The organism is Kitasatospora sp. NPDC088742, assembly GCF_055584905.1.
This window is the reverse complement of sequence record NZ_JBVJLD010000014.1, coordinates 79,510-98,705: the sequence shown is the minus strand read 5'-3', so window position 1 is coordinate 98,705 and position 19,196 is coordinate 79,510. Positions and strand designations below refer to the sequence as shown.

Annotated in this window: 16 protein-coding genes and 1 pseudogene; 5 read left to right on the top strand and 12 right to left on the bottom strand. The window is 72.8% G+C overall.

Translation table 11 applies throughout. From position 1 onward, the window contains the following. Positions 1-117: 117 nt before the first annotated feature. Entirely contained in the window at positions 118-624 is a 507-nt protein-coding gene (locus ACZ6ZR_RS14230) for a GtrA family protein (protein ID WP_465642370.1), read from the top strand. A gap of 35 nt (positions 625-659) precedes the next feature. Here ACZ6ZR_RS14230 and ACZ6ZR_RS14225 read toward each other — a convergent pair whose 3' ends face one another. Together ACZ6ZR_RS14225 and ACZ6ZR_RS14220 are read right to left on the bottom strand one after the other, a co-directional pair. Next, positions 660-1,907 carry an ATP-binding protein gene (locus tag ACZ6ZR_RS14225; RefSeq protein WP_465642369.1) on the bottom strand — a complete coding sequence of 416 codons (1,248 nt, stop codon included), beginning with the start codon at positions 1,905-1,907 and terminating at the stop codon, positions 660-662. Between the two features lie 62 nt (positions 1,908-1,969). Continuing rightward, entirely contained in the window at positions 1,970-2,644 is a 675-nt protein-coding gene (locus ACZ6ZR_RS14220) for a response regulator transcription factor (protein WP_345289390.1), read from the bottom strand. Positions 2,645-2,961: 317 nt separating this feature from the next. Between ACZ6ZR_RS14220 and ACZ6ZR_RS14215 the strand changes: the two genes are divergently transcribed. Beyond that, the gene (locus ACZ6ZR_RS14215) at positions 2,962-4,470 is read left to right on the top strand and encodes a peptide MFS transporter (protein ID WP_465642368.1); all 1,509 of its coding nucleotides are present in this window, start codon (positions 2,962-2,964) and stop codon (positions 4,468-4,470) included. A gap of 82 nt (positions 4,471-4,552) precedes the next feature. Here the strand turns inward: ACZ6ZR_RS14215 and hutI are convergent, their stop codons facing one another. From hutI to fdhD, 6 genes are all read right to left on the bottom strand, one after another. Then, positions 4,553-5,719, bottom strand: coding sequence for an imidazolonepropionase (gene hutI, locus ACZ6ZR_RS14210; RefSeq protein WP_465642367.1), 1,167 nt, complete (start codon positions 5,717-5,719; stop codon positions 4,553-4,555). Between the two features lie 87 nt (positions 5,720-5,806). Next, the gene (locus ACZ6ZR_RS14205; RefSeq protein WP_465642366.1) at positions 5,807-7,168 is read right to left on the bottom strand and encodes a formimidoylglutamate deiminase; all 1,362 of its coding nucleotides are present in this window, start codon (positions 7,166-7,168) and stop codon (positions 5,807-5,809) included. Further along, entirely contained in the window at positions 7,159-8,343 is a 1,185-nt protein-coding gene (locus ACZ6ZR_RS14200) for an allantoate amidohydrolase (RefSeq protein ID WP_465642417.1), read from the bottom strand. The genes ACZ6ZR_RS14205 and ACZ6ZR_RS14200 overlap by 10 nt, the downstream gene beginning before the upstream one ends. Positions 8,344-8,360: 17 nt before the next feature. Beyond that, positions 8,361-10,034: a urocanate hydratase gene (hutU, locus tag ACZ6ZR_RS14195; RefSeq protein ID WP_465642416.1), complete on the bottom strand. Its 1,674-nt coding sequence runs from the start codon at positions 10,032-10,034 to the stop codon at positions 8,361-8,363. A 132-nt stretch (positions 10,035-10,166) separates the two neighbouring features. Then, entirely contained in the window at positions 10,167-10,505 is a 339-nt protein-coding gene (locus ACZ6ZR_RS14190) for a hypothetical protein (RefSeq protein WP_465642365.1), read from the bottom strand. Between the two features lie 96 nt (positions 10,506-10,601). After that, entirely contained in the window at positions 10,602-11,420 is an 819-nt protein-coding gene (fdhD, locus tag ACZ6ZR_RS14185; RefSeq protein ID WP_465642364.1) for a formate dehydrogenase accessory sulfurtransferase FdhD, read from the bottom strand. 100 nt (positions 11,421-11,520) lie between these two features. On the opposite strand from fdhD, the gene hutH reads away from it, so the two are divergent. After that, a complete protein-coding gene (hutH, locus tag ACZ6ZR_RS14180) occupies positions 11,521-13,095 on the top strand; it encodes a histidine ammonia-lyase (protein ID WP_465642363.1) in 1,575 nt (524 codons plus the stop codon). Positions 13,096-13,227: 132 nt separating this feature from the next. Here hutH and ACZ6ZR_RS14175 read toward each other — a convergent pair whose 3' ends face one another. Next, positions 13,228-13,602, bottom strand: coding sequence for a hypothetical protein (locus tag ACZ6ZR_RS14175; protein ID WP_465642362.1), 375 nt, complete (start codon positions 13,600-13,602; stop codon positions 13,228-13,230). Between the two features lie 198 nt (positions 13,603-13,800). On the opposite strand from ACZ6ZR_RS14175, the gene ACZ6ZR_RS14170 reads away from it, so the two are divergent. Further along, a complete protein-coding gene (locus tag ACZ6ZR_RS14170; protein WP_465642361.1) occupies positions 13,801-14,670 on the top strand; it encodes a MurR/RpiR family transcriptional regulator in 870 nt (289 codons plus the stop codon). A gap of 35 nt (positions 14,671-14,705) precedes the next feature. On the opposite strand, the gene ACZ6ZR_RS14165 is transcribed toward ACZ6ZR_RS14170, so the two are convergent. Further along, positions 14,706-15,896 (bottom strand): macrolide family glycosyltransferase, encoded by a 1,191-nt coding sequence (locus ACZ6ZR_RS14165; protein ID WP_465642360.1) that lies wholly within the window; start codon positions 15,894-15,896, stop codon positions 14,706-14,708. 123 nt (positions 15,897-16,019) lie between these two features. Between ACZ6ZR_RS14165 and ACZ6ZR_RS14160 the strand changes: the two genes are divergently transcribed. Further along, positions 16,020-16,613, top strand: a complete 594-nt coding sequence (locus tag ACZ6ZR_RS14160; protein WP_465642359.1) for a TetR/AcrR family transcriptional regulator — start codon at positions 16,020-16,022, stop codon at positions 16,611-16,613. Positions 16,614-16,631: 18 nt separating this feature from the next. On the opposite strand, the gene ACZ6ZR_RS14155 is transcribed toward ACZ6ZR_RS14160, so the two are convergent. Then, a complete protein-coding gene (locus ACZ6ZR_RS14155; RefSeq protein WP_465642358.1) occupies positions 16,632-16,976 on the bottom strand; it encodes a hypothetical protein in 345 nt (114 codons plus the stop codon). Positions 16,977-17,695: 719 nt separating this feature from the next. Continuing rightward, a pseudogene (locus tag ACZ6ZR_RS14150) lies at positions 17,696-18,880 on the bottom strand (GGDEF domain-containing protein); the annotation flags it as partial. Positions 18,881-19,196: the final 316 nt, after the last annotated feature.

Genomic DNA, 19,196 nt, shown 5'->3' with positions numbered 1-19,196 from the left:
GAGCGAGTAGCCTAGATGGCCGGGCCCGAAGCACACTGTCGGATGATGTGCATGCAGAGCGGCCTTCGACAGCCGCGCCGGCGTGCGCCCCTCCTCCGCAGACCCTGGAGACCCTGGATGACGAACACCACCGCCCCCAAGCCTTCGCTGGTGCAGAGACTGCGCGGCCTCTCGGTCGAGGTGATCGGCTTCGCGGTGATCGGCGTGGTGGGCGTCGTGGTGAACGCCGTGGTGTTCTGGGTCTGCCTGAAGGCACCGGGCCTGGTCCACTCGCTGGCCGGTTTCATCGCGACCGCCGTGGCGATCGGCACCAACTACCTGGGCTACCGGTTCTGGCTGTACAAGGACCGTGACGCGGCCTCCCGCAAGCGTGAGATCACGCTCTTCCTGATCTTCAGCGGCATCGGCATGCTGATCGAGAACGGCATCCTCGCCTTCTCGGTGCACGTGCTGCACTACACCACCGCGACCCAGCAGCTGATAGCCAAGAACGTGGTCGGCCTGGTGGCGGGCACGGTCTTCCGCTTCTTCTCCTACCGCACCTGGGTCTTCAAGGCGATGCCCGAGCTGGCCGAGCCGGAGACGGTCACCGAGGCCGAGCCGGTGCTGGTGGCCGCCAAGTAGGCGCGAACGCCCGGAAGGGGCCGTCTGACCACGGGTCAGACGGCCCCTTCCTCGTTCCTGGTCAAGAACAGCGCGAAGACCGGGGGCTGGAGCGAGAGCAGCTCCAGGCGGGCGCCGTCGGCCTCGGCGAGGTCGCGGGCGACGGCCAGGCCGATGCCGGTGGAGTTGCGGCCGCTGACGGAGCGTTCGAAGACCCGGTTGCCGAGTTCGGTCGGCACGCCCGGGCCCTCGTCCTGGACCTCGGCGACCACCGAGCGGCCGGAGGGGCGGACCCGGACGGTGACGGTGCCGGCGCCGTGCATCAGGGAGTTCTCGATCAGGGTGGCCAGCACCTGGGCCACCATGCCCGGGGTGCCGAGCACCGCGACGTCCCGCAGGCCCTCGACCCGCAGGGTGCGGCCGCTGCCGCGCATCGCCGGGCTCCACTCGGCCAGTTGCTGGGTGATCACGTCGTCCAGCCGGAAGACCACGGCGGTGGGGCTGCGCGGGTCGCGCTGGTTGGTGAGCAGCCGCTGCACCACGTCGGTGAGCCGCTCCACCTGCTGGAGCGCGATGGTGGACTCCTCCTTGACCGTCTCCGGCTCACCGGCCAGCGCGTTGATCTCCTCCAGCCGCATGGAGAGCGCGGTCAGCGGGGTGCGCAGCTGGTGCGAGGCGTCGGCGGAGAGCCGGCGCTCGGCGGTGAGCATCCGGGCGATCCGCTCGGCGCTGGCGTCCAGCACCTCGGCCACCCGGTCCAGCTCGGGCACCCCGTAGCGGCGGTCGCGCGGGCGCGGGTCGCCGGAGCCGAGGCGCTCGGCGGTCTCGGCCAGGTCGGTGAGCGGGCGGGCCAGCCGCTTGGCCTGCCAGACCGCGAGGGCCACCGCCGCCTGGACGGCGAGCAGCGCGACCACGCCGAGCAGCAGCAGCATGTTGGCGATCTCGTGGTCCACCGGGCCGCGGGACTGCACCACGGTGACCGACTCGCCGTTGGCCCCGTACTCGGTGGCGCTGATCACCGCGCCCTCGGGCGCGGTGCCCGCGGAGAGGGTCTCCTGGCCGGGGACGGAGATGGAGACGTGGCCGCCCTCGGTGAGCTGGGAGGTGAACTTCTCCCCCGTGACCGGCTCTCCGGCGGCCAGCCGGCTCTCCACCAGGCCGAGCACCCGGACGGCCTGGGCGTCCACCCGGGCGTCGGCGGCGTTGACGATGTTCTGCTTCTCGACCAGGGCGATCGGGACGCAGAACACCACCACCATCACCAGCACCACGCCGAGCAGGGAGTTGATCATCCGGCGCTTCACGCGGGCTGACTCCACATCAGTTCATCCGGAGGGGCAGGTCTGGCAGGAGGTCTGGCAGGGGATCAGTTCTTCTCGAAGCGGAAGCCGACGCCCCGGACGGTGGAGATGTAGCGCGGGTTGGCCGCGTCGTCGCCGAGCTTCTTGCGCAGCCAGGAGATGTGCATGTCCAGGGTCTTGGTCGAGGTCCACCAGGTGGTGTCCCAGACCTGGCGCATGATCTCCTCGCGGGTGACCACCCGCCCGGCGTCCCGGACCAGCACCCGGAGCAGCTCGAACTCCTTGGCGGAGAGGGTCAGCTCCTCCTCGCCCAGCCAGGCGCGGTGCGACTCGACGTCGATCTTCACGCCGTGCGCGCCGGTGGTCAGCTGGTCCACGTTGCCGCGGCGGAGCAGGGCCCGGACCCGGGCGAGCAGCTCGGCCAGGCGGAACGGCTTGGTGACGTAGTCGTCGGCACCGGCGTCCAGGCCGACCACGGTGTCCACCTCGTCGGCGCGGGCGGTGAGCACCAGCACCGGGCAGGTGCGGCCCTCGGCGCGCAGGCGGCGGGCCACCTCCAGGCCGTCCATCTCGGGCAGGCCCAGGTCCAGCACGATCAGGTCGACGTCCTCGGTCAGGCCGGCGGCGAGGGCGCCGGGGCCCTCCTCACGGACCAGGACCTCGTAGCCCTCCCGCCGCAACGCTCGGGCCAGCGGTTCGGAGATCGCCGGGTCGTCCTCGGCCAGCAGCACACAGGTCATGACGCAGATGGTAGTCCGAGCCGGACCCGGAGATCAGGGCCTGCGCCCGGGCGGCCCGGGCCGATTCGTGACCCGGCGGGGGCTGTGAAGTAGTTCACAGAGGGTGATCATCGGAACCGAACCGCCGATCCGCTGTTTCGGCGAAGGATCCGTCGGTTCACCTTGGATTCAGTTGAGGTTTTCCGTTGCTAGCATGGATTTGCCGCCCCTTCTCAATTCGGGCATGAGGTTCATCCGGCATCTTCTCGTCTGATAGTGGGAGAAACCGCCACGTACAGTGGCCTGGTCCATCGCACGGTCAGCAAGGAATCCCACTCATGGCGTCAAGCACTCTGGCTGTCGGCACCACACCGAACCCCACCAGCAGCGGCAAGACCTTCTTCGGGCACCCCCGCGGACTCGCCACCCTCTTCATGACGGAGATGTGGGAGCGGTTCAGCTTCTACGGGATGCGCGCCCTGCTCGTGCTCTACATGGGCGCGGAGGTCGCCGACGGCGGTCTCGGCATGAAGGCGGCCGTGGCCGGCGCGGTCTACAGCGTCTACAACGCCATGGTCTACCTGCTCGCGCTGCCGGGCGGCTGGATCGCCGACCGCTTCCTGGGCGCCCGCAAGACCGTCGCGGTCGGCGGGGCGATCATCATGGCCGGCCACTTCGCGCTGGCGCTGCCCTCCAAGGCGGTCTTCTTCGCCGGTCTCGGCCTGATAGCCATCGGCTCCGGCCTGCTCAAGGCCAACATCTCGACCATGGTCGGCCACCTCTACGACGGGCCCAACGACCCGCGCCGGGACGGCGGCTTCACCATCTTCTACATGGGCATCAACCTCGGTGCCTTCATCGCCCCGCTGGTGATCGGCACCGTCGGCCAGAAGGTCGACTGGCACCTGGGCTTCGCGCTGGCCGGCGTCGGCATGGCACTGGGCCTGCTCCAGTACCTGCTGGGCAGCCGTCACCTGAGCGGCAGGAGCAGCGTGGTGGCCTCCCCGATGCCCGCCGCCGAGAAGCACGCCGTGCTGCGCAAGGCCGGCTTCTGGGCCGCCCTCGCGGTGGTGTTCTACGCCGTGGTCGCGATCACCGGTCACCTGACCGTCAACTGGGTCACCTGGCCGCTGTCGATCGCCGGCATCGCCGTCCCGGTGGTCTACTTCTCCAGGATCCGCCGGGACAAGGACCTCAGCTCGGACGAGAAGTCCAAGATGAGCGGCTACGTCTGGTTCTTCGTGGCGGCCGCGATCTTCTGGATGATCTACGACCAGTCCGGCTCCACGCTGAACCTGTTCGCCGAGAAGAACACCTCGCTGAACGTCCTCGGCTGGGGCTTCCCGTCCAGCTGGTTCCAGTCGCTGAACCCGCTCTACATCATGGCGCTGGCCCCGGTCTTCGCCTGGCTCTGGGTCTGGCTGGACCGCCGTCGGCGCAACCCCTCCACCACCGCGAAGTTCGCCTTCGGCCTGCTGATGATCGGCGGCTCCTTCCTGGTGATGATGCTGGCGATGGCCGCCGCCAACGGCGGTGCCAAGGTCACCCCGCTCTGGCTGGCCACCGTCTACCTGATCCAGACCGTCGGCGAGCTCACCCTCTCCCCGGTCGGACTCTCCGTCACCACCAAGCTGGCGCCCGCCAAGTACGCCAGCCAGATGATGGGCATCTGGTTCCTCGCCGTCACGGCCGGCGACTGCACCGCCGCCGTCGTTCAGCTGATGGTCGGTGACTCCACCGGCTCCACCTGGTACTTCGCCTCCCAGGGCCTGCTGGCCGTGCTGGCCGGCGTGGCGCTGATGATGTACCGCAAGAAGGTCAACCGGCTGATGGGCGACATCCGCTGACCCGCCCTCACATGCGGGAGACCCCCGGAAGGCCGCGCGCCTCCGGGGGTCTCGTGCATCCCTGTACCCGTTCCGGGCCGGCTCAGACCGCGCGGACGCCGTCCCGCCAGACCGCGGCGGTGAGCGGCACGCCCGGGCGGTAGGCCAGGTGGACGTGCGAGGGGGCGTCCAGCAGCAGCAGGTCGGCCCGGGCACCCGGGGCGATCAGGCCGACGTCGGTGCGGCGCAGCGCCCGGGCGCCGCCCGCGGTGGCGGCCCAGACCGCCTGATCCGGCGTCATGCCCATCTCGCGGACCGCGACGGCGATGCAGAAGGCCATCGAACTGGTGAAGCTGGAGCCCGGGTTGCAGTCCGTCGAGAGCGCGACGGTGGCGCCCGCGTCGAGCAGCCGGCGCGCGTCCGGGTAGGGGGCGCGGGTGGAGAACTCCGCGCCGGGGAGCAGGGTGGCCACCGTGTCGCCGCTCGCCAGCGCGTCCACGTCCGCGTCGGTCAGGTGGGTGCAGTGGTCGGCCGAGGCCGCGCCGAGCTCCACCGCGAGCTGCACGCCGGGGCCGTGGTGCAGCTGGTTGGCGTGCACCCGGGGGGTCAGGCCGCGGGCCATGCCGGCGGTGAGGATCTCCCGCGCCTGGTCACCGTCGAAGGCGCCCTGCTCGCAGAAGACGTCCACCCAACGGGCGTGCGGGGCACAGGCGTCCAGCATCTCGCCGGTGACCAGCGCCACGTACCCGGCCGGGTCGTCCTTGAACTCCGGGGCGACCACGTGCGCGCCCAGGTAGGTGGTCTCGGTGGTGTGCTTGGCCGCGATCCGCAGTGCGCGGGCCTCGTCCTCCACGGTGAGTCCGTAGCCGGACTTGCACTCGACCGTGGTGGTGCCCTGGCGCAGCGCCTCGGTCAGGAAGCGGGTGAGGTTGGCCTCCAGCTCCGCGTCGGTGGCGGCCCGGGTGGCGGCCACCGTGGTGCGGATCCCGCCGGCGGTGTAGGGCTGGCCGCTCATCCGGGCGTCGAACTCGGCGGTGCGGTCCCCGGCGAAGACCAGGTGGGCGTGCGAGTCCACGAAGCCGGGCAGCAGCGCCCGGCCCTGGGCGTCCACGTGCCCGTCGGCGGCGGGCGCCTCCGCAGCCGGGCCGACCCAGGCGATCCGGCCGTCCTCGATCAGCACGGCGGCGTCGGTGAGCAGGCCGAGCGGGCCGTTGCCGTGGGACGGGTCGTTGGTGACGAGCGAGCCGACGTTGCCGATCAGGGTGCTCAAGTCGCTGGGCCTTTCGGGGAGTTGGGGTGAACACCGAAAGGCGCGGGCCCGAGAGGATCAGCCCCTCTCGGACCCGCGCCGTCGAGTTTATCGCCGTAGGGCGGCGATTGTCGTGCTCAGCGCACGGGGGACGTCCGGGACCAGTTGGTGGAGCCCGTCCTTGACCACGTGCCGGCCGCCGACCACCAGGTGGCGGACGTCGGCGGCGGAGGCGGCGAAGACCGCCGTCTCGGCGCCCAGTTCGGGCGGCGGCCCGGCGGTGCGGACCGAGTCCAGCGCGACCACGGTGAAGTCCGCGAGCGCCCCGGCCTCGATCCGGCCGGCCTCCGGCCAGCCGAGTGAGGCGTGGCCGTCCTCGCCGCCCGCGCGCAGCAGCGCGTCGGCGGTCCAGTGGCCCCGGGTGCGGGTGCGCAGGCGCTCGTCCAGCTCCAGCGCCCGGGCCTCCTCCCACGGGTCGATCACCGCGTGGCTGTCGCTGCCCAGGGTCACCGGGCAGCCGGCATCGGCCAGTTGGCGGGCCGGGCCGATGCCGTCGGCCAGGTCCCGTTCGGTGGTCGGGCACATGCAGATGTTGGTGGAGGAGTCCGAGAGCAGCCGGATGTCCTCCTCCGTCAGATGGGTGGCGTGCACGGCCGAGGTGCGCGGGCCGAGCACCCCGTGGTCGGCCAGCAGCCTGGTCGGGGTGACGCCGTGCGCGGCGAGGCAGGCCTCGTTCTCCGCGGTCTGCTCCGAGAGGTGGACATGTAGCGGCGCCTGCGCCCGCTCGCCCCACTGCGCCACGGTGCCCAACTGCCCGGCCGGAACGGCCCGGACGGAGTGCACCGCGGCGCCGATCCGGGCGTGCGCGCTCGGCTTGAGCGCGTCCACCCGCTCGGCCCAGGCCTCCGCGTCACCGTCGCTGAACCGCAGCTGCGGGGCGGTCGGCTCGGCGCCGAATCCCGAGGAGAGGTAGCAGGTGTCCAGCAGGGTGATCCGGATGCCGGCCCGCCCGGCGGCCTCGATCAGCGCGTGGCCCATCGCGTTCGGGTCCTCGTACCGGGCGCCGCCGGGGGCGTGGTGCAGGTAGTGGAACTCGCCCACCGAGCTGATCCCGGCCAGCGCCATCTCGGCGTAGACGGCGGTGGCCAGCTCCAGGTAGCTGTCCGGGTCCAGCGCGCCGGCGAACCGGTACATGGTGTCCCGCCAGGTCCAGAAGGTGCCCGAGCCGATCTGCACGCTGCCGCGCAGCGCGCGGTGGAAGGCGTGCGAGTGGGCGTTGGCCTGGCCCGGCAGCAGCAGCCCGGCGAGCCGGACCGCCCCGGCCGGGCAGGGCCCGCTGTCCGGGGTGACCGCCGCGAACCGGCCGTCGGCCACCGTGATCAGCACGTCCGGCTCCACGGCGGGGCCGTTGGGGCCGGGCAGCCAGGCGTGCTCGGCCCAGTACGTCGTCGGGCCCTCGGTCACTGACACGCCAGGTCCTCCAGTACGTCGGCGAGCGCGGCCACGCCGGTCAGGCAGTCCGCCTCCTCGGCGTGCTCGGCCGGGGAGTGCGAGACGCCGCTCGGGTTCCGCACGAACAGCATGGCGGTCGGGATCTCGGACGCCAGGATCCCGGCGTCGTGTCCCGCGCCGGTGGGCAGCACCGGGACTCCGCCAAGGCGCTTGGCCAGGCGGTCACGGAGCGGGCCGTCGAAGTCCACCACCGGGGTGTACGACTCCCGGGTCAGCTCGACCCGGACGCCGTCCAGCCCGCCGCGCCGGTACGCAGCCGCCCGGATCTCCTCGACCAGCGCGGTCAGGGTCTCCTCGTCGGCGGCCCGGGAGTCCAGCCAGCCCCGGATCAGCGAGGCGATGGCATTCGTCCCATTGGGCTCCACCGCGACCTTGCCGAAGGTGGCCAACGCGCCTGCCAACTGCGCCTTCTGACGTGCCGTCAGCACGGTGTCGGCGAAGGTCAGCATCGGGTCGCGGCGGTCCTCGATCCGGGTGGTCCCGGCGTGGTTGGCCTCGCCGTGGAAGTCGAAGCGCCAACGGCCGTGCGGCCAGATCGCGCTGGCCACGCCGACCGGCTGGTCCGCCGTCAGGTACCGGCCCTGCTCGACGTGGAGCTCGACGAAGGCCCCGATCCGGCTCAGCCGGTCGCGGTCCGCGCCGATCAGCGCCGGGTCGTACCCGGCCCGCTCCATCGCGTCGGGCAGCCGGACGCCGTCCGCGTCGCGCAGCTCGTACGCCTGCTCGCGGCCGAGCACCCCGGCGGTCAGCCGGGAGCCGATGCAGGCCACGCCGAACCGGGCGCCCTCCTCGTCACCGAAGTTGACGATCGCCAGCGGCTTGGTGAACTCGGCCTTGCGGGAACGGAGTTCGTCCAGGGCGGCGAAGGAGGAGACCACCCCGAGCGGGCCGTCGTAGGCGCCGCCGTCCGGGACGGAGTCCAGGTGCGAGCCGGTGACGACCGCACCCTCCCCCTGCGGATCGCCCAGCCAGGCCCACTGGTTGCCGTTGCGGTCCAGCTCGTAGTGCAGGCCGCGGCTGCGGGCCTGCTGCTCGAACCAGGACCGGCACTCGGCGTCGGCGGAGTTCCACGCGAAGCGGCGGTAGCCGCCGGAGGAGGCGGAGCGGCCCACGGGGAGCAGCTCCGCCCACATCTCCAGGAAGGAGTCGGTCACAGCTCGCCCATCGGGCTGTGCTCGCTCATGGGGATCCGAACGCCGCGCTCGTCGGCGACCTCCACCGCGCGGTCGTAGCCGGCGTCCACGTGGCGGATGACGCCCATGCCCGGGTCGTTGGTGAGCACCCGGCGGATCTTCTCGCCCGCCAGCGCGGTCCCGTCGGCCACCGTGACCTGGCCGGCGTGGATCGAGCGGCCGATGCCGACGCCGCCGCCGTGGTGGATGGAGACCCAGGAGGCGCCGGAGGCGACGTTCACCATGGCGTTCAGCAGCGGCCAGTCGGCGATCGCGTCCGAGCCGTCCAGCATGGCCTCGGTCTCGCGGTACGGGGAGGCCACCGAGCCGCAGTCCAGGTGGTCGCGGCCGATCACGATCGGGGCGCTCAACTCCCCGGACGCCACCATGTCGTTGAAGCGCTCGCCGGCCTTGTCACGCTCGCCGTAGCCGAGCCAGCAGATGCGCGCCGGGAGGCCCTGGAAGTGCACCTTCTCCTGGGCCATCTTGATCCAGCGGTGCAGCGACTCGTTCTCCGGAAAGAGGTCGAGCACGGCCTTGTCGGTCTTGTAGATGTCCTGCGGGTCGCCGGACAGCGCCGCCCAGCGGAACGGGCCCTTGCCCTCGCAGAACAGCGGCCGGATGTACGCCGGGACGAAGCCGGGGAACGCGAACGCCCGGTCGTACCCAGCGAGTTGGGCCTCGCCGCGGATCGAGTTGCCGTAGTCGAAGACCTCGGCGCCGCGGTCCTGGAAGCCGACCATCGCCTCCACGTGACGGGCCATCGACTCCCGCGAGCGCTGGGTGAACTCGGCCGGCTTCTCGGCCGCGTAGCTCGCCATGTCGTCGAAGGCGACGCCGATCGGCAGGTAGGCCAGCGGGTCGTGCGCGCTGGTCTGGTCGGTGACGATGTCGATCGGCGCGTCCATCGCGAGCAGCTGCGGGAACATCTCCGCCGCGTTGCCCAGCACGCCGATGGAGAGCGGCTGCCGCTTGTCGCGGGCCTCGGTGGCCAGCTGGAGCGCGTGGTCCAGGTTCTTGGCCTCGACGTCCAAGTAGCGGTGCTCGATCCGGCGGGCGATCCGGGACGGGTCGCAGTCGATGCAGATCGCCACGCCGCCGTTCATGGTGACGGCCAGCGGCTGGGCGCCGCCCATGCCGCCGAGACCGGCGGTGAGGGTGATCGTCCCTTCCAGGGTGTCGTTGAAACGCTTCGCCGCGACCGCGCCGAAGGTCTCGTAGGTGCCCTGGAGGATGCCCTGGGTCCCGATGTAGATCCACGAACCGGCGGTCATCTGCCCGTACATGGTGAGCCCGAGGCTCTCCAGCCGGCGGAACTCCTCCCAGTTCGCCCAGTCGCCGACCAGGTTGGAGTTGGCGATCAGCACCCGAGGCGCCCACTCGTGCGTCTGCATCACGCCGACCGGCCGGCCGGACTGGACCAGCATGGTCTCGTCCTGCTTGAGGGTCTCCAGCGTGCGCACCATCGCGTCGAAGGAGCGCCAGTCACGGGCCGCCTTGCCGGTGCCGCCGTAGACGACCAGCTTGGACGGGTGCTCCGCCACCTCCGGGTCCAGGTTGTTCATCAGCATCCGCAGGGCGGCCTCCTGCTGCCACCCCTGCGTCGTCAGCTTGGTCCCGCGCGCCGCGCGCACCTCGCGCGGACCGCTCACCGTCTGCTGCTGCACCATGTCCCGGACTCCTTGCGGATGGATTCATTCAGACTCTGTTCGACTGAATATATCCAATCACTCGAATGGCGGCCAGAGCCCGGGCCCGGTGATTCCCGGTCACTTGCGGACCTCTCAGGCCGCCTCGCCGTCGTCGCCCCAGGCGATGCCGAGGGCGGCGAGCCAGGCGCGGTCGGCCTCGTCGGGGGTCTGGGCGGGGCGGTCGGGCTGCTGCTTCGGGGGGCGGGGGATCTCCTGGACGGGGCCGAGGCCGTACTTCTCGGCGGTGGTGGCGGCGGCGCCCGGTTCGATGACGCCGACGTGGACGGCGGACTCGTCGCCCGGTTCGAGGATGGTGAGGTCGGGGTCGGGTGGTTGGCGGAGGGCGATCCGGCGGCCGCAGGTGGGGCAGGTCCACTCGTCGGCGCCCGAGGCGAGCCGGCCGACCAGTTTCATCTCGTGGATGACGCGCATGGCTGAGCAGCACCCCCGTTCGGCCCCGGCGTGGGGCCTTGCTGACGGGATGCCCGCTGGCGCGACGTCAGCAACCAGGCGTGACCGAGCCGTTGTTCAGGCGACCCGGGCCGGATTGGTGTAGACGTTGGCCCCCTCGCCGCGCAGGAAGCCGACCAGGGTCAGGCCCAGCTCCTCGGCCAGGTCCACCGCGAGCGAGGACGGCGCGGAGACGGCGGCCAGCAGCGGGATCCCCGCCAGCGCCGCCTTCTGGGTCAGCTCGAAGGAGGCCCGCCCGCTGACCATCAGCAGATGCCCCGTCAGCGGCAGCAGCCCCTCGCGCAGCGCCCAGCCCACCACCTTGTCCACCGCGTTGTGCCGCCCGACGTCCTCCCGGGCGCAGAGCAGCTCGCCCTCGGCGGTGAACAGCCCCGCCGCGTGCAGCCCCCCGGTGGAGTCAAAGGTCTTCTGCGCCTCCCGCAGCGTCCCCGGCAGCCCGTACAGCACCTCCGGCGCCACCCGTACCGGGTCCGCGGCGAGCGGCCAGCGGACGTGGGTGCGGACGGCGTCCACGGTGTCGCGGCCGCAGAGGCCGCAGGCGCTGGTGGTGAGCAGGTTCCGGTGCGCCGTCAGGGCGGGCCGTGCACCACCGCGCACGGTCGCGTCCACCACGTTGTAGGTGTTCAGCCCGTCGGCGTCCGTCCCGGCGCAGTACCGCAACGCGGCCAGCTGCTCCGCCTCGTGCAGCATCCCCTCCCCCACCAGGAACCCGGCCACCAGGTCGAAGTCCTGCCCGGGGGTGCGCATCGTCACCGTCAGCGCCTCGCCCCCGACCCGGATCTCCAGCGGCTCCTCCCCCGCCAGCACGTCCGCCCGCTCGGACCGCTCCGCCCCGCGCAGCCGCACCACCCGCCGCCGCACCGTCGCCCGCGCCATGACCGACCCCTTCCGTCCCGGCCAGGTTACGTCGGACGACCTGTTCGGCCGGACCTGGTTGTCATATCTTCATTCAGCTGCTGTGATGGTGTATATGGATATGCACACTGCTGTGGACCCTGCCGCTCCGGTGATCGTCGTCGGCAAGGCCGACGTCAGCGCCGAGGACGTCATCGCCGTCGCGCGGGGGAACGCGCGGGTCGAGATCGGCCCGGACGCGCTGGAGGAGATGGCGGCCGCGCGGGCGCGGATCGAGGCGCTGGCGGCCGAGCCGCGGCCGGTCTACGGGGTGTCCACCGGTTTCGGTGCGCTCGCGGTGCGGCACATCAGCCCGGAGCTGCGGGCTCAGCTGCAGCGTTCGCTGGTGCGTTCGCACGCCGCCGGGATGGGCCCCGTGGTGGAGCGCGAGGTGGTCCGCGCGCTGGTCTTCCTGCGGATGAAGACCCTGGCCTCCGGCCGCACCGGCGTACGCCCGCTGGTCGCGCAGACCATGGCCGCCATGCTGAACGCCGGAATCACCCCCCTGGTCCGGGAGTTCGGCTCGCTCGGCTGCTCCGGCGACCTCGCGCCGCTCTCGCACTGCGCGCTCGCCCTGATGGGCGAGGGCACCGCGTACGACGCCAAGGGCGTCGAGCGCCCGGCCGGCGAGTTGCTCGCCGAGGCCGGGATCGAGCCGGTCGAGCTGCTGGAGAAGGAGGGCCTGGCCCTCATCAACGGCACCGACGGCATGCTCGGCATGCTGGTGATGGCGCTGGCCGACCTGGCCCGCCTGTTCACCACCGCCGACATCACCGCCGCCATGTCGCTGGAGGCGCTGCTCGGCACCGACAAGGTGCTGGCCCCGGAGCTGCACGGCCCGATCCGCCCGCACCCCGGCCAGGCCCTCTCGGCCGCCAACATGCTGGCCGTGCTGGCCGGTTCGGCCCTGACGGGCCATCACCAGGACGACGCCCCGCGGGTCCAGGACGCCTACTCCATCCGCTGCGCCCCGCAGGTGGCCGGCGCCGGCCGCGACACCCTGGCCCACGCCCAGCTGGTCGCCTCCCGCGAGCTGGCCGCCTCGGTCGACAACCCGGTGGTCCTCCCCGACGGCCGGGTCGAGTCCAACGGCAACTTCCACGGTGCCCCGGTCGCGTACGTGCTCGACTTCCTGGCGATCGCCGCCGCCGACCTCGGCTCGATCTCCGAGCGCCGCACCGACCGGCTGCTCGACAAGGCCCGCTCGCACGGCCTGCCGGCCTTCCTGGCCGACGACCCGGGCGTGGACTCCGGCCTGATGATCGCCCAGTACACCCAGGCCGCCCTGGTCAGCGAGAACAAGCGGCTCGCCGTCCCGGCCTCGGTGGACTCCATCCCCTCCTCCGCGATGCAGGAGGACCACGTCTCGATGGGCTGGTCCGCCGCGCGCAAGCTCCGCCAGTCGGTGGACAACCTGGCCCGCATCCTGGCCGTCGAACTGACCGCCTCCGCACGGGCGTTGGAGATCCGCACCGACAACGGCAGCGGGCCGCTGGCGCCGGCCACGGCCGCCGCGGTCGCCGCCGCGCGGGCGGCGGGGGTCGGCGGGGCGGGCCGCGACCGCTTCCTGTCGCCGGACCTGGAGGCGGCGGCGACGCTGGTCGCCTCCGGCGGCCTGCTCAAGGCCGTCGAAGCGGTCACCGGTCCGCTGGCGTAACGAAAGCGGCTGCGCCGGGGGCGCGAGGAACTGTGCGGGTCGGAAGGCGGCTCACCTGCAACTGAAGCACCATCAGCCAGTTGCAGGTGCTGCCTTCCCACCGCGCGCCCCCGGCTTCGCTGCCTGCGGCAGCTACCACTCGTCGCGGCGCTGCTTGAAGGACGGCTTGTGGCCCGCGAGGGCGTTGGCCATGTTGACGCCGACGATGCCGATCCAGCAGACCATCAGGCCCCAGATACCGGCCGTGCCGCCCGCGATGCCGGAGAGCGGGATGCCGAGGGCGAGGGAGACGACCGGGAGCTTGGGGCCGCCGTCACCGCCGCCGCGGCGGCGGCGCCCGCCGTCGAGCTGTTCGGAGACCCGCTGCTCGACCCGGGCGTCCAGCCGCGAGTCGAGGCGGGCCAGGAAGGAGTCGACGATCTCCGCCTCGTACTCCTTGCCGAGCTCCTTGCGGGTCTGCACGGCCGCGTCGAGGTCGCGCTTGAGTTCGTCCTGCCGAGAGTTCATGGGCATCAGCCTCCTCCTCCCCCCGATCCCCGGTCCACCACTGCACGCCGGTTTCGGGGGCGGCTCAGGGGTAAATCAGGGACACCCCGGAGTCGGACGCCCGATCCCACTGTTCGATACTTCGTTGCCCGGCGTTCGGTACTGCCGCACACTCACTGCCGTCCCGACAGCCGCCGTTCCGATCCGGAGGAAACGCCGATGACCAGCACCGAGGACAACGGTCCCGTCGGCCCCTCCGCCAGGCTGCTCCAGCTCTTCGAGCGCCACCGGCTGACGCCCACTCAGCGGCGGATCGCCCACTCCCTGGTGCGGCACGCGGCCGAGGCGCCGTTCCTGTCCAGCGTCGAGGTGGCCGAACTGGCCGGGGTGAGCCAGCCCTCCGTCACCCGCTTCGCGGTGGCGCTCGGCTTCGACGGGTACCCGGCGCTGCGCAAGCAGCTGCGCGAGCTCGGCGCGGGCGAGGCGGGCGCGCCGGAGTCGCCGTCCGACGTGGTGCGCAACGAGCACCAGCAGGCGGTGCTCGCCGAGATCGAGCACCTGCGGCACCTGGCGGAGCTGCTGGCCGATCCGGAGCCGATCGTCCGGGCGGCCCGGCTGCTGGCCGCCTCCCGGCCGCTGCCGGTGCTCGGCCTGCGGGCGGCCTCCGCCCAGGCCCGGGGCTTCGCGTACTTCGCGGCCAAGGTACACCCGGACGTCCGACTGCTGGACGAGGGCGGCTCGATGCTCGCCGACCGGCTGGAGCAGGCCGCCGCGGCCGGGGCCAGCGCCCTGCTCTGCTTCGCCCTCCCCCGCTACCCGCGCGAGCTGATGGACGCCCTGGTGGTCGCCCGCGACTGCGGCCTGACCGTGCTCACCGTCGCCGACAGCGCCTTCGCCCCGGTCGCCAAGCTCTCCGACCTGATGCTCCCCGCCGCCGTCGGCACCGGCCTGGTCTTCGACACCGCCTGCGCCCCGATGATGCTCGGCCGCGTCCTGCTCCAGACCATGTGCGACGACATCCCCGGCGCCGAGGCCCGGCTGGAGTCCATCGAGCAGTCGGCCGCCGCCCGGGGCCTGTTCCTGGACTGACGCCACCTCGACTGACGCCACCTCAGATCGCCGCCTCAGATCGCCGCCTCGATCAGGTCGGCGGTGTACGCGGTTCCGCCCGTGGTGCGCAGCTCGGTGCGGACGGCGGCGAGCCGGGCCGCCACCGCGGGGTCGGCGGTGAGGGTGAGCAGGGCCGAGCGGAGGGCCTCGGGGGTGGCGTCGGCGGTGTCGAGGCGGTGGCCGACACCGAGTTCCACCAGGCGGTCGGCGTTGGCGTACTGGTCGGCGCCCTGCGGGACGGCGATCATCGGGACGCCGCAGTACAGGCCCTCGGTGGTGCCGCCCATGCCGGCGTGGGTGACGAAGGCGTCGGCCTGCTCCAGGACGGCGAGTTGGGGCACCCAGGGGTGGATCTCGACGTTGGCCGGGACCGGGCCGAGGGCGGCCGGGTCGACGTGCCTGCCGATCTGGAGGACCACGTGCCAGCCGGGCAGGTCGCCGAAGGCGCGCAGGCAGGCGCGATAGAAGTCGGGCTGGTCGGTGTAGGCGGAGCCCAGGGAGACCAACAGGACCTTCCCGGCCCCGGCCGGGCGGGTCCAACTCCCCTGGTGCGAGCGGTCGCCGAAGGCGGGGCCGACGAAGGTGTACCGCTCGGGGTCGACCCGGTCGGCGTGCGGCTGGAGGGCGCGCGGGATGAGGGCGAGGGCGCGGGCGGGCCGGCCGAGGAAGTCCAGCGGGTCGATGCCGGTGATGCCGTTCTCCGCGAGCCAGGCGGTGAAGCCGGCGGTGTACTCGCCGCCGTCCCGCCGGATCGCCTCGGACATCTCCGGGACGTCCTCCTCGAAGCCCTCCCAGGCGACGAAGGTCGGCGAGAGCTGGAGTACCGGGAGGTCCCAGTTCTCGGCCAGCACCCGGGCCGGGCAGCCCGCGATGTCGTAGAGGAAGAGGTCCGGCCGGTCCTGGTCGAAGGCCGCCCGCAGGACCGGGAGCATCGCCTGCGCGTCCCGTAGGAAGAGCTGCTGCACGGCGACCGGATCCTCCGGCCAGTCGCCCTGCCCGGCGGCCTCCCCGGTGAGCGGGAGCGTGGTGCGGTACGGGACGAGGGTGGCGCCGGTGCCCTCGATCACCTCGGCGAAGGCGGGGTCGTTGGCGTAGCTGACCCGGTGCCCCCGGGCGACCAGCTCGCGGATGACCTCCAGGCTGGGGTTCACGTGGCCGTGGGCCGGGATCGAGACCATGGCGATGTGGGCGGGTCGGCGGGTCATGCGGACTCCCTGGCTGATCAGTGAGACGAGACGGTCCGTCTCGGACAGTCCTCAGCATGGCGCCGGACCGACGATCCGTCAAGACGAGACGTTGCGTTCCGCCTGGCTGATAACATCACCGGCATGACGCCCAGGACCCCGGACCCGGCCCGCCGCAGCGAGCGCTCGCGGCAGGCCATCCTCACCGCCGCCGCCGAGCTCACCACCGAGCTCGGCTACGCCAAGCTGACCATCGAGGCGATCGCCGCCCGGGCCGGGGTCGGCAAGCAGACCATCTACCGCTGGTGGCCCTCCAAGGGCGCGGTGGTCTTCGACGCCCTGCTGGCCACCAACGAGGACGAGGCCGGCAGCCTGGCCCTCCCGGACACCGGGGACCTGGCGGCCGACCTGCGGGTGGTGGTGCGCGGCACCGCCGAGGAGATGTCCACCCCGTTCTACGACCAGGCCGGACGAGCGCTCACCGCCGAGGTGCTGACCGACCGCCAGCTGCTCGGCGAGTACCGCGAGCGGCTGCTCGGCCCGCTGCTGGAGGTCACCAAGGAGCGGCTGCGCACCGCCCGCGCGGCCGGGCAGGTGGCCGAGGAGGCCGACCTGGACGTGGCCGTCGAGCTGCTCTACGGCCCGATGTACTACCGCTGGCTGCACCGCCTCGGACCGCTCGACCAGGCGTACGCCGACGCCCTGGTCGAGCAGGTGGTCCGGGCACTGCGCCCCTGACCGGCCGCTGAGGCCGCGTCAGTTCCGGTTGCCGCGCCGCCGGAGCAGGGCCCAGACGACCACCGCGACCAGCAGGCCGACCAGCACCAGGATCAGCAGGATCGCGAAGAAGGAGACGCCCTTCTTCTTCTTGGACTTGGTCTTGCTCTTGGCGGTCTTGCTCTTGGCCAGCTCGCGGACCGCCTCGGTCCGGACGGCCGGACCGCCCAGCGTCACCACGGCCTCGCCGGGCGCCGTGCCCTGAACGGCCGTCAGGGTGATCGATCCGCGCGGCGTGGCCGCGACGGCGCTGGCGGTGGTGGTGGAGAGCCCGCCGAGGGCGAGCACCAGCGTGAGCATGGTGGCGGCGATACGTCTGTGCATGTCCCCCGGTACCCCGTTCCCGCCCGGCCCCGACGGCTGGCGTCGCCCCCACTCTGGCACGGGGACGGGTGCGGGCGACAGAGAGCGGACGGGGGCGTGACAGAGCCGGGACGAAGCGCCTACGGCGGCGGGGAGGCCGGGCCGGAGAGCGCCACCGCGACCAGCGAGCGCAGGGCGGGGGCGATCTGGCCGAACGGCAGGGTCGCGTCGTCCGCGAACAGCTCCACCAGCCAGCCCCCGGCGGCGTTCTGACCGCCCGCCACCACCATCGCCCGGTAGCCGCTGACCATCATCATCGCCTCCTCGGCCGGGTCGTTCCCGGCCGCCCCGGCCCGCAGCGCGAAGCCGCCGCCCCGCACCGCCCGCCTGGTCAGCGGGTAGTGGCCGAGGTCGAAGACGGCGTCGGGGGCCTCGATCCGGGCCCGCTGGGTCTCCGCGCCCGAGCTGGTCGGTCCGCTGGTCATCCGGTAGACGGCGTGCCGGGCGGTGCGCATGAACTGCGAACCGGGCGCCACGTACGAGATCCACCAGCCGACCGCGTCCAGCAGCCGGGAGGAGTTCTCGGCCACCACCGCGAGCCGGCTGATGGTGTCGGCCGGGTGGCTGGCCCGGCCCGCGCCGGTGCGGTCGAGGGCGCCGAGCACCACGTTGAGGAGCTGGCCCGGGTCGGCGCTGTGCGCGGCGCCCCGGAAGCGGCGGCGGTCCACCGCGCCGAGCCGGCTGCCGGGCCGGCGCCCGTCGGCCCGGTGGTGCGGGTCGGCCGCGTCGGCCAGCAGGACGGTCGGGTCGGGCGAGAAGCCGGGCCCGTGGCTGCGCCCGGCCACCACCGGGTGGGCCGCCCGGGCCGCCTTGGCCCGGTACTGGGCCGCGTCGGCCAGCCGGAACAGCCGGTCCGGGGTGGTCACCGGCCCGATCGAGTCCCCGGTGGAGGCCACCCCGCAGGCCACCCCCTCGCCGTCGGCCAGCTGCAGCGCCCGGGCGCAGAGCTCCTCGGCCACCGCGACCACCTCGTCCGCCTTCTGACCCTCCGCCAGCAGACAGAACTCGTCCCCGCCGAGCCGGGCCGCCAGCGCCCCCGGCAACTTGGCCGCGGCGAGCGAGAGTTGGTGGGCGAAGCGCTCCAGCAGGCGGTCGCCGACCTCGTGGCCGAGGCGGTCGTTGACGCTCTTCAGCCCGTTGACGTCACAGACCACCAGGGAGACCACCGCACCGCTGCGGTTGTGCTCCTCCAGCGCCGCCTCCAGCCGGGCGTCCACCGCACGGCGGTTGGCCAGGCCGGTGAGCGGGTCGGTGAAGGCCAGGCGGCGCAGGTCCGCCAGCCGCTCGGTCTGGGCCAGGCCCGCCGAGATCTGGGCGGCCAGCAGGGTGGCGTACTCGGCGTCGGAGTCGGAGAAGACAGCGAGGCCGGCCGTGCGGGCCAGGTACAGCTCGCCCCAGGCCTGGCCGTGCAGCACGATCGGGGCCACCAGGCAGCACTCGCGGCCGCGGCGGCGCAGGCCGGCGGCGCGCTGCTGGCAGAACGCACCGGCACCCGGGTGGGCGTGGGGGGCGTGCGGCTCGTCGCTCTCCGCCGTCTGGACCCAGGCGCGGGGGAGCCGGCCGGTGGTCCAGTGCTCTTCCAGGTAGGTGACGATCTCCGGGAAGTCGGCCACCGGGTAGGACTCGTCCTCGGGCTGCTCCTCCTCTCCCGGGGCCAGGTCGCCGTGGTTCACCAGCACCCGGAGGCGGCCGGACTCGCGGTCCCAGACCGAGACGGCGGCCATGGTCGCGCCGAGGGCGGCGGTGGCGCGGACGGCCGCCGCCCGGACCGCTTCCAGCGGGGTGAGGGCGCCGGCCATGTCCTGGGCGAGTTCGACCACCGCGCGCAGCCGCAGGTCCGACGGTGCATGTACGCACTCGGTCATGGTCGCCTCGCTCACCGGCTCGCCTCGTCCTGGGTGGTGGTGGATCTGCCCGTTCTGCACCCAGGTTATGGCGACCTGCGGCAACTTTGTCCGATTTGTCGTGAAGGAAATGTGTGACTGCCGCGCCGGTCGGTGAGGCCGGGGGCGCGAGGCTCTGCTGATGTGCGGCTCCGCCGCGCGGGCGCGAGTACGGAAGGCGGCCCAGAGCCAGGTCGGGGCAGGCGAGCCAGTTGCACGTGCTGCCGTTCCCCTGCGCGCCCCGCGGCGGAGCCGCAGATCAGCAGAGCCCCGCGCCCCTGCGGGGCGCAGCCACAAG

Excerpts from the sequence above, each read along its gene's own strand:
- ACZ6ZR_RS14230 (WP_465642370.1), top strand. The coding sequence starts at position 118 with ATGACGAACACCACCGCCCCCAAGCCTTCGCTGGTGCAGAGACTGCGC.
- ACZ6ZR_RS14220 (WP_345289390.1), bottom strand. The coding sequence starts at position 2,644 with ATGACCTGTGTGCTGCTGGCCGAGGACGACCCGGCGATCTCCGAACCG.
- ACZ6ZR_RS14215 (WP_465642368.1), top strand. The coding sequence starts at position 2,962 with ATGGCGTCAAGCACTCTGGCTGTCGGCACCACACCGAACCCCACCAGC.
- ACZ6ZR_RS14200 (WP_465642417.1), bottom strand. The coding sequence starts at position 8,343 with ATGTGGGCGGAGCTGCTCCCCGTGGGCCGCTCCGCCTCCTCCGGCGGC.
- ACZ6ZR_RS14190 (WP_465642365.1), bottom strand. The coding sequence starts at position 10,505 with ATGCGCGTCATCCACGAGATGAAACTGGTCGGCCGGCTCGCCTCGGGC.
- fdhD (WP_465642364.1), bottom strand. The coding sequence starts at position 11,420 with ATGGCGCGGGCGACGGTGCGGCGGCGGGTGGTGCGGCTGCGCGGGGCG.
- hutH (WP_465642363.1), top strand. The coding sequence starts at position 11,521 with ATGCACACTGCTGTGGACCCTGCCGCTCCGGTGATCGTCGTCGGCAAG.
- ACZ6ZR_RS14175 (WP_465642362.1), bottom strand. The coding sequence starts at position 13,602 with ATGAACTCTCGGCAGGACGAACTCAAGCGCGACCTCGACGCGGCCGTG.
- ACZ6ZR_RS14170 (WP_465642361.1), top strand. The coding sequence starts at position 13,801 with ATGACCAGCACCGAGGACAACGGTCCCGTCGGCCCCTCCGCCAGGCTG.
- ACZ6ZR_RS14165 (WP_465642360.1), bottom strand. The coding sequence starts at position 15,896 with ATGACCCGCCGACCCGCCCACATCGCCATGGTCTCGATCCCGGCCCAC.
- ACZ6ZR_RS14160 (WP_465642359.1), top strand. The coding sequence starts at position 16,020 with ATGACGCCCAGGACCCCGGACCCGGCCCGCCGCAGCGAGCGCTCGCGG.
- ACZ6ZR_RS14155 (WP_465642358.1), bottom strand. The coding sequence starts at position 16,976 with ATGCACAGACGTATCGCCGCCACCATGCTCACGCTGGTGCTCGCCCTC.